The following is an 18245-nucleotide window of genomic DNA, read 5'->3' on the forward strand; positions in this document are numbered from 1 at the left end:
GCAACCACCGCAGGGCACAGTAGTCGGTCACCGGAGCAAGAGTCGTCTCTCGCCGCTCCTAGTAGATAAGAGAACGATTCGTGGAACCGGCAGAGTTCGCGGCTGGTACGTCCGCCCGCGTTGACACGAGTGTCAACGAGAATGATTCGCACTACTTCGCCCTCACCGCCGCTCAGCGCGGTATCTGGTATGCCCAGCACCTCATGGGCGAAGTGCCGATCACGATTGCGCAGTACATCGACGTCGAGGGCGCTCTGGATGTCGATGCTTTTCGACGTGCAGGTCAGGTCGCTGCCCGCGAGATCGGTAGCGGGATGCTCCGCATCGTAGAGATCGACGGCGAACCACTCCAGACGGTCGACCTCACTCTCGACGACGGGGTGGGACACCACGACTTCCGGGCGGAACCGGACCCCCACGCTGCCGCACTCGAGTGGATGCGCGCCGACTACACCGCACCGCTCGATCTGCTCTCGGACCGGCTGATCCGGGCCGCCACCCTGCAGATCGGCGATCACCACCATCTCTGGTACTGCCGCATCCACCACATCGCTCTCGACGGCTACGGCGCCATGAAGTTCATGAGCCGCGCCGCCGAGTTGTACACGGCCGAGATCCGGGCTGTGGAGCCGCCGCCGTCGGTGGCGGGTGACCTCCGAGAGGTTTCGGCCGCCGAGGACGCGTACATCGGTTCTTCCCGGTACCTCACCGACCGCGACTACTGGGCGACCCGATCCCGGAACCTCCCCGTCCCGGTCAGCCTCGCGGGCCGCACTGCCCCGGCGCAGGCTCGGTCCCGCTGGCACGGCGGACAGGTGCCCACCGACGTCGCCCGGTCGGTGGACGGGGCGACCTCGCGTCTCAACTCTGCCTTCGCGGCTGTCGCCGTGGCCGCGACCGCAGCTTTCGTCGCCCGGATGACGGGTTCGGACGACGTCGTTCTCAGTCTGCCCGTGTCGGCCCGCACCAACGCCGTGCTGCGTCGATCGGGCGGCATGGTGTCCAATGTGGTGCCGTTGCGGGTGTCGATCACCCCGGACACGACGGTCGCCGCGCTGGTCTCCGCCGTCCAGCTCGAGCTCACCGGTGCGTTGCGCCACCAGCGCTACCGCAGCGAGGACATCCGCCGCGACTCCGGCGCCGCCCAGGATCAGCGGGGCTTCTTCGGTCCCGCGATCAACATCATGAACTTCCATTCCGAAATCACCCTCGCCGAGCTCACCGGTCGGTTCCACGTCCTGTCGACCGGACCCGTCGAGGACCTCTCCGTCAACCTGTACCCGAGCGTGGCGGGAAGTACGTCGCGCATCGATTTCGAGGCGAACCCCGCCCTGTACGGGGCCGAGGAACTTGCCGGACACCACGCGCGGTTCCTCGACCTGCTGGCCCGGTTCGCCGACGCGGACCCGGACACCCCGGTTGCACACCTGGACGTGCTGACGGCGGACGAGCACGCACAACTCGTGCCTGCCGCCGGCCCGGCGGCACCCGACCCGTTGCTGCTGGTCGACCTGTTCGAAGCCGGGGTCCGGGCGAACCCCGACGGCACGGCACTGATTCTCGATGGAGCAACGACCGGCTACCGCGAACTCGACGAGCGCAGCACCGCGATCGCACGACTGCTGCTGACCCGCGGAGTGGGACCCGGTGACTTCGTGGCGGTGTCGTTCACCCGGTCCGTCGACTCCGTCGTGGCGGTGTGGGCCGTGGCGAAGTCGGGGGCGGCGTTCGTCCCCGTCGACCCGGCCTACCCGGCCGAGCGCATCGCCCACATGTTGTCCGATTCGGGCGTGACCCTCGGTCTGACGGCCACCGCGCACCGGGACCTGCTCGAGGGAACCGGTGTCGAATGGCTCGCCCTCGACGACTCCGCGCTCACGTCTGCCTGCGCGAAGCTGTCAGTCGCACCGGTGACGGACGCCGATCGTCCGATACCACTGACACCCCGCTATCCGGCGTACATGATCTACACCTCGGGTTCCACGGGCACGCCGAAAGGTGTGGTGGTCACGCACACCGGCCTGGCCGCGTTCGCCGCGTGGGCCCTGCCCGAGCTCGGCGTGACGCGCGACTCGCGGGTGCTGCGCTTCTCCTCGTCGAGCTTCGATGCGTCCGTGTTCGAGATGGTGCAGGCGTTCAGCGCGGGCTCGACGATGGTGATCGTGCCACCGGGCGTGTACGGCGGCGACGAACTCACGGCTCTCCTTCGTTCGCAGCGGGTCACCCACATCATCAGTGCACCCGCGGTATTGGGAACCGTGGACGCCGCCGGCCTCGACTCGCTCGAGGCCGTGGTCGTCGGTGGCGACGTGTGCCCGCCGGATCTCGTCGAGCGGTTCGGCAGCCGCTGCCGCCTCTACAACAGCTACGGCCCCACCGAGTCGACCATCGTGATCACCATGACGGGTCCGCAGACCGACCCCGCCGGGATCACGATCGGCGGCCCGATGCAGGGCGCACGAGCTGTCGTCCTGGACCGCTGGCTGCGGCCGGTGCCGCGCGGGGTGACCGGGGAGCTGTATCTCGGGGGCCCCGGGCTCGCCGAGGGCTATCACGGCCGTTCGGGACTGACGGCATCGCGATTCGTCGCCGACCCGTTCCCCGTAGGCGGCGGTAACCGCCTGTACCGCACCGGCGACCTCGTGCGGTGGAGCCGCGGCGAGGAACCCGTCCTCGAGTATGTGGGGCGCAGCGACTTCCAGGTACAGCTGCACGGACTGCGCATCGAACTCGGTGAAATCGATGCGGTGCTGTCGGGGCACGAGTCGGTGGACTTCGCGGTGTCCGCCGTGCGGGAACGTGAGGGCGGCACCTCGGTGTTGGTGTCTTACGTGCGAATTCGGCCGGATTCGCGTTTCGATCACGCCGCGCTCGCCGCGCACGCCGCCCGCCTCCTGCCCAGCTACATGGTGCCGTCCACCGTGATGGAGCTCGACCGGGTTCCGCTCACCCCGGCGGGCAAGGTGGATCGCGAAGCCCTACCCGAACCGGTTTACGCGGTCCGCGAGTATGTGGCCCCGCGCACCGACACCGAACGGCTGGTCGCGGCCGCCTACGCCGGTGTGCTCGGTGCCGGCGTGGTCGGGGCCGAGGACGATTTCTTCGATCTGGGTGGCGACTCGCTGAGTGCCACCCGGGTGATCGGCCGGGTCAACGAGTCGGCAGGCAAGTCGTTGGCCGTGCGGGTGATCTTCGAGGCACCGGGCGTCGCGGCGCTCGCCGCGGTGGTCGACGCCGCCGAGCGCGGGGATCGCCCGGCGCTGGTGGGAATCGAACGACCGGATCGTATTCCCCTGTCCGCTGCGCAGTCCCGGATGTGGATCCTCAACCGCTACAACCCCGAGTCGGTGGCCTACAACATTCCGCTCGTACTGCGGCTGTCCGGCGACCTCGACACCGCTGCCCTCCGGGCGGCGCTGCGGGACGTCCTGGAGCGCCACGAGGCGCTGCGGACCGTGTATCCCGACTCTGCCGACGGCCCGTATCAGCGGATCGTCCCCCTCGACGACCTCGCGCTGGACCTCGAACCGCGCCGCGTCGACGACGAAGAACAGCTGTTCGCAGTGCTGACCGCAGAGCTGTCCACCGGCTTCGACGTGATGGCATCGGTCCCGTTGCTCAGCAGCGTATTCGAGCTGTCACCGGACGAACACGTTCTCGTCGTGGTGGTGCATCACATCAGTGCGGACGGCGCGTCGATGGGGCCGCTCGCCCGTGACCTGATGTTGGCGTACACCAGCCGCGTCGGCAACCGGGTACCGGACTGGACACCGCTCGCCGTCCAGTACGCCGACTACAGCGTCTGGCAGCGGCAGCTCCTCGGCTCCGAGTCCGAAGAGGGAAGTGTTGCCGCACGCCAGGCTGCGTACTGGCGTCAGCAACTGCGCGGCGCCCCGGACCTGCTCGAGCTGCCCACCGACCGGCGTCGGCCGGCGGTGGCGTCACTGCGCGGGGAGATCTCGACGTTCCGCCTCGACAGCGCACTCGTCGAACAAGCCACGGCGTTCGGACGCAGCCACGGCGCCACCCTCTTCATGGTGGTGCACGCGGCCCTGGCCACACTGCTCGCGCGCCTCGCCGCGACCACAGACGTGGTGGTGGGCACTCCGGTCGCGGGACGCGGCGAGCAGGCCCTCGACGACCTGGTGGGGATGTTCGTCGGCACGCTCGCGTTGCGGACACACATCGACCCGGCGTCCTCGTTCGCGGAGGTGCTCGGGCACGTCCGGGAGACCGATCTTGCGGCGTACGGCAACGCGGACCTGCCGTTCGAGCGGTTGATCGACCTACTGCAACCGGGACGCTCCCAGGCATATTCGCCGATCTTCCAGGTTGCGCTGTCGCTCGAGGATCAGAGCGTCAACCAACTCACGCTTCCCGGTCTGTCGGTGTCGGCACTGGATCTCGGTGTGGTGCCGGCGAAGTTCGATCTGCAGTTGACCCTCCGCACCGACGGTGCCGCAATGGCGGCGTCCTGGATTTTCGCCACCGATCTGTTCGACCGCGACACGATCGACTCGTTTTCCGTCCGCTTCGAGAAAATTCTGCGGCAGGGGATCACCGATCCGAGATGCGCGGTCGGCGACCTGGACCTGCTGACCGCCGACGAACACGCCACACTGACCGCGCCACCCGAAGCGTCTGCCGTGGCGGCGCGCACGTTGCCGGACATCTTCACGAGCGGTGCCGGGCGCGGCGGGATCGCACTCGTGTCGGAGCAGGGGGAACTCTCCTACGCGGACCTCGACGCAGAATCGAACCAGTTGGCGCGTGTACTCATCGCGCACGGTGTGGGTCCGGAAAGGGTGGTGGCGCTGGCACTTCCGCGGACCGCCCAGGCCGCCCTCGCCGTGTGGGCGGTGACCAAAACGGGCGCCGCGTTCGTGCCCGTCGATCCGAGCTATCCGTGCGAACGCATCGAGCACATGCTCTCCGACTCGGGTGCGGCGCTCGGGTTGACCGACACCGCCACCGCGGCGGGGCTGCCCGGCGGCACCGAGTGGCTGCTGCTGGACGACGTCGCACACGTCACGTCGGCCGCACCGGTCACCGATCGCGACCGCACTATGCCGTTGCGCCTCGAGCATCCGGCGTATCTCATCTATACGTCCGGCTCCACCGGAACACCCAAGGGCGTCACGGTCACTCATACGGGATTGAGCGCCTTCACGGCGGAGGCACGCCCGGAACTGGGCACTACGTCGCGCTCCCGCGTGCTCCGGTTGTCGTCCGCAAGCTTCGACGCCTCCGTCTTCGAGATGATTCAGGCGTTCAGCGCCGGGGCCACCCTGGTGATCGCACCGCCGTCGGTGGTCGGCGGCGAAGACCTCACCGCCCTTCTCCGCGACCAGCGCGTCACCCACGTGCTCACTGCGCCAGCCGCATTGAGCACCGTCGATGCGAGCGCACTCGGTGATCTGCGCACCGTCGTCGTCGGGGGTGAGGTGTGCCCACCGCAGCTGGTCGATAAGTTCTCCCCGGGGCGGCGTTTCTTCAACAGTTACGGTCCCACCGAAACGACCATCGTCGTCACCATCGGTGAACCGCTCACCCCGGGCGCCGACATCACCATCGGCAGCCCACTCGACGGCGCGCAGGCGCTGGTCCTCGACTCCCGGCTGCGGCCCGTGCCGCGCGGTGTCACGGGTGAGTTGTACCTGTCCGGCCCCGGCCTCGCCCGCGGATACCACGCCCGATATGGACTCACATCGGAACGGTTCGTCGCCAATCCCTCTGGATCCCAGGGCAGCCGGATGTACCGGACCGGTGACCTGGTGCGGCTGCGATCCGACGGGCAGCTCACCTATCTGGGCCGCGCCGACTCCCAGGTGAAACTGCGGGGCCTGCGCCTCGAGCTCGGTGAGGTCGAGGCCGCGCTGTCCCGGCACGGCGACGTGGTGGCCGCGGCAGCGTCCGTCCATCACCACCCCCGGCTCGGCGATCAGCTCGTCGGCTACGTCGTGCCTGCGCAGGGAACCAGCCCCGACGTCTCCGACATCCTGTCGGCCGCGAGCGAACTGCTGCCCCGCGCGCTCGTGCCGGCAACCGTCACACTGCTCGACGCCCTTCCGCTCACCCCGGCCGGGAAGATCGACCGCCCGGCGCTGCCCGCCCCGACATTTGCGGCGCGGACGGTGTTCCGGGCGCCGTCGACCCCCTCCGAACTGCTTGTCGCGCGGGTGTTCACGGAGATTCTCGACGTCGACAGGGTGGGGGCCGACGACAGCTTCTTCGAGATCGGCGGCAACTCTCTGTCCGCCACGCAGGTGATCGCCCGCCTGCGCGCGGCCAGCGGCACGTCCCTGTCAGTCCGGTCACTGTTCGACGCACCCACAGTCGCGGCGCTGGCCGCCGCCGTGGACACCGCCGGACGGTCCGACCGCCCGGTCCTGGAGGCACGTCCGAGACCGGATCGGATTCCGCTGTCTCCGGCGCAGGCGCGGGTGTGGTTCCTCAACCGTTTCGACCCGGGTTCCACCGTCGACATCCTGCCGCTCGCCCTCCGCCTGACCGGGACGCTCGACGTCCCCGCTCTGCAGGCAGCGCTCAGCGACGTCCTCGAACGGCACGAGGCACTGCGCACGATCTACCCCGACTCACCCACCGGCCCACACCAGGTCCTGGTCTCCATCGAGTCGGCGCTCCCGGACCTCACCGTGCTCGAGGTGACCGAGAACGAGGCGCTGCAGCGGGCCGTGGAGTTCGCGACCACGGGATTCGACCTCACCGTGGAACCACCCCTGCGCGCAGGCCTGTTCGCGGTCTCCGAGAACGAGCACCTTCTCGTCGTCGTGGTCCATCACATCGCCGCCGACGGCTTCTCGCTCGCGCCGCTGGCCCGCGACGTGATGCTCGCGTACACCGCACGTGCGCAACAGGACGAGCCCGGGTGGTCGCCGCTCCCGGTCCAGTACGCCGACTACAGCCTCTGGCACCGCGAACTGCTCGGCAACGAGGACGACCCCGCGTCGCTGGTATCCCGCCAAACCGAGTACTGGGTGCGCACTCTCGCAGAGTTGCCGGACGAGCTCACCCTGCCCACCGATCGGCCGCGTCCACGCCGACAGTCACACCGCGGCAGCGAGCTGACATTCGATGTCGACGCCCACACCCACGAATTGCTGCGTGAACTCGCGGCTGCCCGCGACGCCAGCCTGTTCATGACCGTGCACGCCGCCTACGCGGTGTTTCTGAGCCGGCTCTCGAACTCGGCCGACATCGTGGTCGGAACTCCCGTTGCCGGCCGGGGCGAGCAGGCCCTCGACGACCTCGTGGGCATGTTCGTCAACACCCTCGTCCTGCGGGTCCACGTCGCGCCGGAGGCCACGTTCGACGAGTTGGTGGAGCGCACCCGCGAAGCCGACCTGGGTGCGTTCTCGCATGCCGACGTGCCGTTCGAGCGGCTGGTAGAAGTTCTCGATCCGGTTCGCTCCCAGGGTCGGCACCCTCTGTTCCAGGTCGCCCTGTCCTTCCAGAACCTGACCCCCGCCACGTTCGACCTGCCGGGACTGGTGGTCTCAACCGTCCCGGCGGAGCTGCAGACCGCCGAGTTCGATCTCCATCTGACCCTCACCGAGCAGGCTGACGGCGGAATCCACGCGTCCTTCACCTACGCCACCGACCTGTTCGACGCGTCGACCGTCGCCGCTTTCGCCGAACAATTCACCCGCATCCTGCGGGCCGTGGCCACCGACCCGTCGACACCAGTCGGTGACGTTGCCCTGCTCGACGCGTCGGAACGCACAGAGCTGGTCGACATTCGCAACCGGACGGACCATCCGCTGCCCGAGGCCCGGCTGCTCGACGCCTTCGCGGACCAGGTACGCCGGGCCCCGGATGCGCCGGCACTCGTCTTCGAGGGTGAATCGTTGACCTACCGGGAGTTCGCGGGTCGGGTGAACCGGTTGGCGCGGGTCCTGATCTCCGAGGGCGTGGGTCCGGAAACGTTGGTGGCGTTGGCGATGCGCCGATCCGTCGACCTGGTCGTCGGGATGTACGCGGTCCTGACCGCGGGCGGCGGTTATGTTCCCGTGGATCCGGACCATCCGGCCGATCGCATCGGGTACATCCTCGATGCGGCCGACCCGATCTGTGTCCTGTCGACGTCCCGCGACGCTTTTGCGAGTGATCGGTCCGTCATCCTTGTCGACACCCTCGACGTCGACGGCGTTTCGTCGGCACCGCTGACGAATTCGGCGGTGCACCCGGATGGTGTCGCCTATGTGATCTTCACGTCCGGCTCGACCGGAAAGCCCAAGGGTGTCGCGGTCACCCACCGGGCGATCGTGAACCAGATCGCCTGGATGACGAACCAGTATCCGCTGGGCCCCGGTGACGTGTATCTGCAGAAGACCGCGACCACGTTCGACGTGTCCCTGTGGGGCTTCTTCCTGCCGCTCCGGGTCGGTGCCACCCTCGTGGTCGCGGCACCCGATGGGCACCGCGACCCGCAGTATCTCGCCGACACCATTCGAGAGCACCGGGTGACGGTCACCGACTTCGTGCCGTCCATGTTGTCTGTCTTCGCCGACGGTGTCGGACGTGAGGTGCTGACCACGCTGCGGCACGTGTTCGTGATCGGTGAGGCTCTGCCCGCTGCGACCGTTCGCGACTTCACCGAGATTTCGACGGCCCGGGTCCACAACCTGTATGGGCCGACCGAGGCCGCGGTGTCGATCACCTACGCCGATGTCACCGACACCCCTGAGGGTGGTGCGGTGTCGATCGGTACACCCGAGTGGAACAGCCGCGTCTACGTCCTCGACTCGAGGTTGCACCCGGTGCCCGTGGGCGTTCCGGGCGAGCTGTATCTCGCCGGTGTGCAGTTGGCGCGTGGTTACCACTGCCGTGTCGACCTCACCGCCGACCGCTTCGTCGCAGACCCCTTCACCAGGGCAGGGGAGCGGATGTACCGCACCGGGGACCTCGTCCGCTGGACCACCACCGGCGAACTCGTATACATCGGGCGCACCGACTTCCAGGTCAAGTTCCGCGGCCAGCGCATCGAGCTCGGTGAGATCGAGACCGCGCTGCTCGCCCATGCTCAGGTGTCGCAGGCGGCGGTGCTGGTCGTCCCGACCAGCACCGGTGATCATCTCGTGGGCTATGCCGTTCCGACCGCGGGTTCGGACGTCGACGTCGACGAATTGCGCACCGCGATCGCACGAAAGCTGCCCAGCTACATGCTGCCCGAAACTATCTTGATTCTCGACAGTTTCCCCCTCGGCACGTCCGGCAAACTCGACCGGAAAGCCCTGCCCGCACCCATTTTCGAGGCCCGTGTTTTCCGGGCGCCGGCCACTGCCGCCGAAAGCGTTGTCGCCGAAGTGTTCGCCGACGTCCTGGGTGTCGAGCGGGTCGGCCTTGACGACGACTTCTTCGCCCTCGGCGGTAACTCGCTGATCGCCACCCAGGTCGCCGCCCGACTCGGCCGTGCACTCGACAGCAGAGTCCCCGTGCGGGAGCTGTTCGACGCCCCTACCGTCGAGGCACTCGCAGCGCGCGTTGCCGTCCTCGCTGGGACGGGCGGCGGAACGGCACTCGTGGCCGCTCCGCGTCCTGAGCGAATCCCGTTGTCGTCGGCGCAGAATCGGATGTGGTTCCTCAATCGCTTCGATCCGGAGTCGGCGGCGTACAACCTTCCGCTCGCGATCCGGCTGACGGGGACGCTGAACGTCGCGGCCCTCCACACCGCCGTCCACGACGTGCTGGAACGGCACGAGTCGCTGCGCACGGTCTTCCCCGACAACGGTGACGGCCCCGTGCAGGTAATCCTGCCCGCCGACCGGGTCGACCTCGATCTCACCCCGGTCGACGTGACCCCCGACGAACTTGTGGGCGAGGTGACCAGCGTCCTGCACGGCGGCTTCGACGTGACCGCGGGAATACCCCTTCGCGGGCGACTTCTGCGCACCGCCGTCGACAAGCATGTCCTCGTCATCGTCGTGCACCACATCAGCGGCGACGCCGTGTCCATGGGTCCGCTCGCTCGCGATGTCATGGTCGCCTATACCGCCCGAAGTGCGGGACACGCCCCGAACTGGTCACCGCTTCCGATGCAGTACGCCGATTTCGCGATCTGGCAGCACGCGGCACTGGGCGCCGAGTCCGATCCCGAATCACTGGCCGCACAGCAGATCCGGTACTGGACCGAGACGCTGTCCGGGCTGCCGGACGTGCTCGAGTTGCCCACCGATCGGCCCCGCCCGGCCGTGCCGTCGCAGCGCGGCGACACCGTGCGGTTCGACGTTCCGGTGGACACCGCTCTGGCGCTCGAGCAGACGGCCCGCGATCACGGAGCCTCCGTGTTCATGGTGCTGCACGCGGCGCTGGCGGTCGTGCTGTCGCGGTTGTCGGCGACGTCCGACATCGCCGTCGGCACCCCGGTCAGCGGTCGCGGTGAGCAGCACCTCGACGACCTGGTCGGAATGTTCGTCAACACCCTGGTCCTGCGTACGCACGTCGCTGCGCACGAAAGCTTCACTGAACTCCTGACACGGGTGCGCGACACCGACCTCGGTGCGTACGGGCACGCGGACATTCCGTTCGAGCGGCTCGTCGACGTCCTCACTCCCGTCCGCACCCAGGCCCACACACCCCTGTTCCAGGTGGCGCTGTCGTTCGAGCACCGCGGTCTCACCCGCTTCGAATTGCCTGGAGTGACGGTGGAACCCGTTCCGTTCGAGGCGGACACCGCGCAGTTCGACCTGGCGTTGGTCCTGACCGAAGGCGATTCGGCGAGTGCATTGTCGGGCGCGTTGCGATTCGCTACCGACCTCTTCGACCGGGCGACCGCCGAGGACCTCGCCCGGCGATTCGTCCGTGTCCTCGACGCAGTGGTGGCCGATTCGGGCGCGATCGTCGGCGACATCGACCTCCTCGATCCGAGCGAGTGGGCGGCGGTGTGCGTACGGGGTGCGCCGTCGGCGAGCGCGACGACCCTCGCCGGCCTGGTCGATGTCGCTGTCCGGACCGACCCGAACGCGCCCGCGCTGAGCTGGAACGGTCGCGAGTACACATATCGCGAGGCGGACGAGTGGTCCACGCGCCTGGCCTGGCTACTGCTCGAGCACGGCGTGGGACCGGAATCCTTCGTGGCCCTCGCCCTTCCGCGGTCGCTCGAATCGGTGCTGGCCGTGTGGGCGGTCGCCAAGACCGGTGCGGCGTACGTGCCCGTGGACCCGACATACCCCGCGGATCGCATCGCGCACATCCTCACCGACTCCGGCGCCGCCCTCGGTGTCACGCTGTCCGGTGAACGGGGCGCGCTGCCGGACACCGTCGTCTGGCTGACCCTCGACACCGAGGATGTCACCGCCCGACACCAGTCGGCTAGCGCCGAGCCGATCACCGACGCAGACCGGATCCGCCCGGTCCGCGTCGAGAATCCGGCATACATGATCTATACGTCCGGCTCGACGGGTCTGCCCAAGGGTGTCGTGGTCACGCACGGCGGCCTTGCGAACCTCGCCGCCGAACGTCGCGAGCATTACCGAATCGAGCGGTCGTCACGCTTCCTGCACAAGGCGTCGCCCAGCTTCGACATGGCCGTCGGCGAGATGGTGTCGGCGCTGAGCGCCGCCGCTACCTTGGTGATCACGCCGACCGAGATCGTGGGCGGCGACGAACTGTCCGAGCTTCTGGACCGTCAGCAGGTCACCCATGCGTTGATCACCCCGGCGGTGCTGGCCACGATGGACCCGGCGGGACACCCGCAGTTGCGGCTCCTCGGTGTCGGTGGTGAGGCGTGCACTCCGGAACTGGTGGCCCGTTGGCAGCCGGGACGCATCATGCTCAACGGTTATGGACCGACCGAGGCGACCGACATCTCGACCGTCGGCGACCTCGTGGCTGGTGCGCCTGTCACGATCGGGCATCCGGTGCGTGGATTCGAGGTCATGGTTCTCGACACCCGCTTGCGGCCCGTTCCTGCCGGTGTTTCCGGTGAGCTGTATGTCGCGGGACCGGCATTGGCGCGTGGCTACCATGCCCGGCACGGCCTCACCGCCGAACGGTTCGTCGCCAACCCCTACGGCGCACCCGGCGAGCGCATGTACCGCACCGGCGACATCGTCCGCTGGACCGGAACGCACGGAATCGAGTACTTCGGCCGCGGCGACAGTCAGGTGAAGATTCGGGGCAACCGGATCGAGCTGGGGGAGATCGAGTCCGCGGCGACCCGGCACGACACGGTGAGCCAGGCCGCCGTCGTCGTCCACGACACTCCGTCGGGGCAGCGTCTCGCGGCCTACCTCGTGCCAGCCCCCGGTCACACACTCGACACGGACGCGATCCGGCGCCACCTCGAGGACGCCCTGCCTGCGCCCATGATCCCGGACGCATACATGGTGATCGAGGCGCTGCCGGTGACGGTGAACGGGAAGCTCGACCGAGAAGCCCTGCCCGAACCGGTCTTCGTCACCGCGACCGCGCGTTTCCGGGCGCCGGTCACCGACAATGAGAAGGTCCTGGCGGGCGTGTTTGCCGAGCTGCTGGGCGTCCCGACGGTCGGTGTGGACGATTCGTTCTTCGGCCTGGGTGGCGACAGCATCGCGTCGATCCAGCTCGCGTCGAGGGCGAAGGCACACGGATTGATCATCTCGCCCCGGGACGTGTTCGAGCACAAGACCGTTGCGGCTCTCGCACAGGTGGCGGCCCACGCCACCGACACCGAACCCGTCGTGCTGGAGGAACTTCCGGGCGGCGGTGTCGGCCGGATGCCGCTCACTCCGGTGATGCGTCTGGTCACCGAACGCGGTGGCACTCTCGACCGCTATTCGCAGTCGGTCGCACTGGAGTTGCCGGTGGGCATCGACCGGGCGGGTCTGATCGCGACCCTGTCGGCCGTGATCGAGCACCACGACATCCTCCGTGCCCGCCTCGTCGGTGACGACACGCTCGAGGTGGCACCGGCAGGCGCCGTCGATGTCGCCTCTCTCGTGCACCGGATCGACTGGGATCCGCGGACGGATCCGACCGAACCGGCTCGGCGTGAACTGGATTCGGCGCTGGACCGCCTGAACCCGCGGGCCGGCATCATGCTGCAGTGCGTCTGGCTCGACCCGGTGGGCGTGCCCGGACGGAGCGGCCGTCTGATCGTCTCCGCCCACCACCTCGTGGTCGACGGCGTGTCCTGGCGCATTCTGATTCCGGATCTGATCGCCGCGTGGGCGCAGATTTCGTCCGGTGAGGCTGCGACGCTCCCGCCGGTCGGCACGTCGATGCGCCGGTGGGCGCACGCCCTGACCGAGGACGCGCACAGCCCGGAGCGTGTTGCCGAATTGCCGCTCTGGCAGGGGATTCTCGACGGTCCGGACCCGACGCTCGGGTCCCGGCCGTTCGACACCGCCATCGACGTCCTGGCCACGGTCGACCACGTGCGTGTCGAACTCGACGCGGCGGTGACGCGATCACTGGTGACGTCCGTTCCCGCTGCCTTCCGGGGCGGCGTCGGCGACGGGCTGATCGCCGCGTTCGCGCTGGCCGTGAGCGCCTGGAGGCGTCGCCGGGGAATCGACGAGTCTTCACTTCTCCTGCAACTGGAGGGCCACGGACGCGAGGCGGAGGCGGCGCCCGGCGCCGACCTATCCCGTACGGTCGGATGGTTCACCAGCGTGTATCCGGTTCGGATCGACCTCGGTGGAATCGACGCCGTCGCCGCCCTGGCCGGGACAGCCGACACGTCCCGCGCCGTCAAGGCCGTCAAGGAAAACCTGCTGGCACTACCTGTCCGAGGGCTGAGCTTCGGGCTGCTGCGCCATCTCAACTCCGAGACCGCCGCGGCGCTGGACAACCTCCCCACCCCTCAGGTCAGCTTCAACTACTTGGGCCGGGTATCGGAGGCGGACATTCCGGAGGAGTTCGCGCACCTGGGCTGGACGCCCACCACTGACTTCGGCGACCTCGGGGGCGTCGGCAACGACGACATGCCCGCCGCCGCCGTTCTCGACATCAACGCGATCGTCACCGGTGTGGACGGCGAGTCCAGGTTGACGGCCACCTTCTCGTATCCCCGGGAACTACTGTCGGCGGCCGACGTCCGGGACCTTGCGGACCTGTGGACCAGTGCGCTCATCACGGTCGCGGCGCATGTGGACAGCGGAACGGCGGGCGGGCTCACGCCGTCGGACGTGCCCCTCGTCGCGGTGGGGCAGCGGGACCTCGAACTGTGGGAAGAGCAGTACCCGGCACTGTCCGACGTCTGGTCGCTGTCGCCGCTGCAGCACGGGCTCGCCTTCCATGCGCAGCTCGCGCAGGACACGGTGGACGTCTATACGACGCAGACGGTGCTCGAACTCGGTGGCGTCGTGGACGCCGACCGGATGCGTGCAGCGATCTCCGCCCTGCTCGACCGGCACGCGAACCTGCGCACAGCGTTCGTCGGCGCGAGTACCGGAGAACTCGTGCAGGTGGTCCTCGACAGCGTGGAGATCCCCTGGCGCACCATCGATCTCGGGTCCGTGGACAAGTCCGCTCGAGCCGCTGCGCGGGACGCGGCGCTCACCGCCGACCGCGAGCGCCGGTTCGACCTCGCTGAGCCGCCGCTCCTGCGGTTCACGCTGTTCGACGGCGGCGACGGGCACCACGTCCTGGCCGTGACCCTGCACCACATCCTCGTCGACGGCTGGTCCATGCCGTTGCTGTTGAAGGAACTCCTCGTTCTGTACGCCACCCGAGGTGACGCGTCCGTGTTGCCGCGGGTGCCGTCGTACCGCACGTTCCTGTCGTGGCTGGCATCGCGCGACCGTGCCGCCTCCCGGGACGCGTGGGCCGAGGCTCTCGCCGGTATGGAGCAGCCGACTCTCGTCGCCTCCGACGGTTCCGGACAGCCGGGACCGACCGCAGTGACGGCGGTGGACGCAGACGCCGGACCTGAACTGTCGACCCGGCTTACCGCACTCGGGGCGGAACTCGGTGTCACGCTCAACACGCTCGTCCAGACCGCATGGGGAATTCTGCTGTCCCGCATGCTCGGCCGCGACGACGTGGTGTTCGGGGCGACGGTGTCGGGCCGCCCCGCCGAACTCGAGGGCGTCGAGTCGATGGTCGGCCTGTTCATCAACACCCTGCCCGTGCGGGTGCGCATCGACCCGGACGAATCGGCGGCCGGCCTCCTGATCCGAGTGCAGCGTGAACAGGCGACTTTGCTCGATCACCACTACCTCGGCCTGAGCGATGTCCAGCAGACCGCCGGCAGCGGCGCCCTGTTCGACACGCTGACGGTGTTCGAGTCGTATCCCGTGGACACCGAAGCACTGGCCGAGGTGACGTCGATCGACGGCCTGACCGTCCTCGGTGTGTCCGGCGAGGAAGCCACCCACTACCCGCTCACTCTCACGGTGTTCGCCGACGACGGATTGCGGTTCACGCTCAGGTATCGCGCCGATGTGTTCGACGAGACGTACGTGACCGCGCTCCGCACACGGCTGCTGAGGGTTCTCTCCGCACTGGTGGCCGACCCCGCCGCACCGATCGGCCGGATCGAAATCCTCGACCCCGACGAGCACGCGGCCCTCGCGCCTGTGTGCGGTCTACCGGCCGCGGCGCCGACCACCCTCGCCGGGATCATCGACGCCGCCGCACGTACCGCCCCGGAACGGGTCGCGCTGTCCTGGAAGGGGCGAGACTGGACGTACCGCGAGGCCGATGCCTGGTCGAACCGTCTGGCCCGGTTGCTGCTCGCGCAGGGTGTCGGACCCGAAACGTTCGTCGCTGTGGCGTTGTCGCGGTCGGTGGAATCGGTGCTGTCGGTATGGGCGGTGGCTAAAACGGGTGCCGCCTACCTCCCCGTCGATCCCACCTATCCGATGGAGCGCATCGACCACATGCTGTTCGACTCCGGCGCCCGCATCGGCATCACCGTCGCTGCGGATCGGGATGGATTGCCGGACAATACCTCCTGGCTCCATCTCGACGAGATCACAGACGCGCTCGACGCCACCCGGGCCACCCCGGTGACCGAAGCGGAACGCGCACGGCCTGTGCGTATCGAGAACCCCGCGTACATGATTTACACGTCCGGTTCGACAGGACGGCCGAAGGGTGTCGTCGTCACCCATGGCGGCCTTGCGAACCTCGCCGCCGAACGCCGTGAGCACTACCGCGTCGAGCAGTCGTCCCGGTTCCTGCACAACACCTCGCCCAGCTTCGACATGGCGGTGGGCGAAATGATGTCCGCCCTCTCCGCCGCAGCGACCCTGGTGATCACTCCACCGAGCGTGATCGGCGGGGACGAATTGGCCGCCTTCGTCCGGGACGAGCACGTGACGCATGCGCTCATCACCCCGGCGATGCTGTCTTCGATCGACCCTGAGGGGCTGGAGGTACTGCGCGTCCTCGGTGTCGGTGGTGAGGCGTGCACTCCGGAACTGGTGGCCCGCTGGCAGCCGGGACGCATCATGCTCAACGGTTATGGACCGACCGAGGCGACCGATATCTCGACCGTCGGCGACCTCGTGGCTGGTGCGCCTGTCACGATCGGGCATCCGGTGCGTGGATTCGAGGTCATGGTTCTCGACACCCGCTTGCGCCCTGTTCCTGCCGGTGTTTCCGGTGAGCTGTATGTCGCGGGACCGGCATTGGCGCGTGGCTACCATGCCCGGCACGGCCTCACCGCCGAACGGTTCGTCGCCAACCCCTACGGCGCACCCGGCGAGCGCATGTACCGCACCGGCGACATCGTCCGCTGGACCGCAACGGGTGAACTCGAGTACAGCGGCCGCTCGGATCACCAGGTCAAGATCCGGGGTTACCGCATCGAACTCGGTGAAATCGATGCCGCCGTACTGGAACACCCGGACGTCGACTACGCGATCACTCTCGGCCGTCGCGGCCCGTCGGGTGACACCGTGCTGGTGTCCTACGTGGTCCCCGCCGCGGGGTCCGCGCCAGACTCCGCTCGGGTGCGCGCATTTGTATCGGAGTTTCTGCCGACGCACATGGTGCCGTCGGCGGTGGTGTGCATCGATTCCGTCCCGCTCACCCACACCGGGAAGCTCGACGTAGATGCGCTGCCGCGCCCCGATTTCGTTGCTGCCGAATATCGTCGGCCGAACGAGGGGTACGAGAGCACGGTCGCGGCGGTGTTCGCCGAAGTCCTGGGAGTCGACAGGGTCGGCGCCGAGGACAACTTCTTCGACCTCGGTGGCACATCGCTGTCCGCGATGCGGGCGGTGAGCCGTCTACGGGCCGGCAGCGACGTGACCGTGTCGCTGCAATGGCTGATGACCGAGCCGACACCCGCCGCGATCGCGGCCCGCATGGACGCGGCCGACGCCGACACCGAGGACCCCGCGCTCGACGTGGTCTTCCCGATCCGCGCGGGTGGGGCGGGGACGCCGGTGTTCTGGATTCATCCGATCAGCGGATTGTCCTGGTGCTACACGGGATTCGCCGAACACATCGACGAAAACCGCCCCGTCTTCGGCATTCAGACCCCGGCCGTCGTGGGAGAGGTGCTGCCCGGCTCGATCGAGGAACTTGCCGACCGGTATCTCGCCGAGGTGCAGCGGATCCAGCCCGAAGGCCCCTATGATCTGGCCGGCTGGTCGATCGGTGGCGTCATTGCCCATGCGATGGCGGTGCGACTGCAGGAGACCGGCCAGGTGGTGGGTTCACTCGTCATGCTCGACAGCTTCGCGGAAACGCAGCAGTCGCAGGGCAGCGGTGAGGCGGCGGTTCGCGAGGAGGACACGGCGGACGTGCTGTCGGCCCTGAGCCCCGAGCACCTGCATCGCCTGACCGCGGCCGCGCACCACAACGCCACCCTCATGCGCGACTACCGGCCCGGGTTGTTCGACGGCGACGTGCTGTTCTTCACGGCGGCGCACGACGATCCGACGCTGCGGCGTGCGGTCGGCACCTGGCGTCCCTGGGTGAACGGGCGGATCACGAATCATTCTGTGAGTGCGAATCATTGGCAGATGACCGAACCTTCCGCAGTCAGTGTGATCGGCCCACTCCTCGCCACACACTTGGCCGACGCCGTGCATCACGCTTCGAGAATGGAGATCGACCGATAAGACCCGCCGGGCGGTGATGCGACGGCCGGTGCTGACGTCACAAGCTCTTCATTTTTTCCGCTTTCGGACGATCTGAGTCGACTCGAGCGCCTTCTCTCGTTTCTCCGCCCCGACGCTCTTTGAGGGCACGTGCGGACTGTTTCGAACTTCTGACGGTGGACTTGTCAGCCATTGTCGGTCCTTTCCGAATCGGCAACCGCGAACTGACCTCGACCATACCCAACA

Annotated in this window: 1 protein-coding gene; it reads left to right on the forward strand. The window is 68.3% G+C overall.

Annotated elements, in window-relative coordinates; genetic code table 11:
- Positions 1-80 precede the first annotated feature (80 nt).
- Positions 81-18020, forward strand: coding sequence for a non-ribosomal peptide synthetase (locus tag CBI38_RS04040; RefSeq protein ID WP_109326613.1), 17940 nt, complete (start codon positions 81-83; stop codon positions 18018-18020).
- The last annotated feature ends 225 nt before the right edge of the window (positions 18021-18245 follow it).

This window comes from Rhodococcus oxybenzonivorans, assembly GCF_003130705.1.
Taxonomy (GTDB): domain Bacteria; phylum Actinomycetota; class Actinomycetes; order Mycobacteriales; family Mycobacteriaceae; genus Rhodococcus_F; species Rhodococcus_F oxybenzonivorans.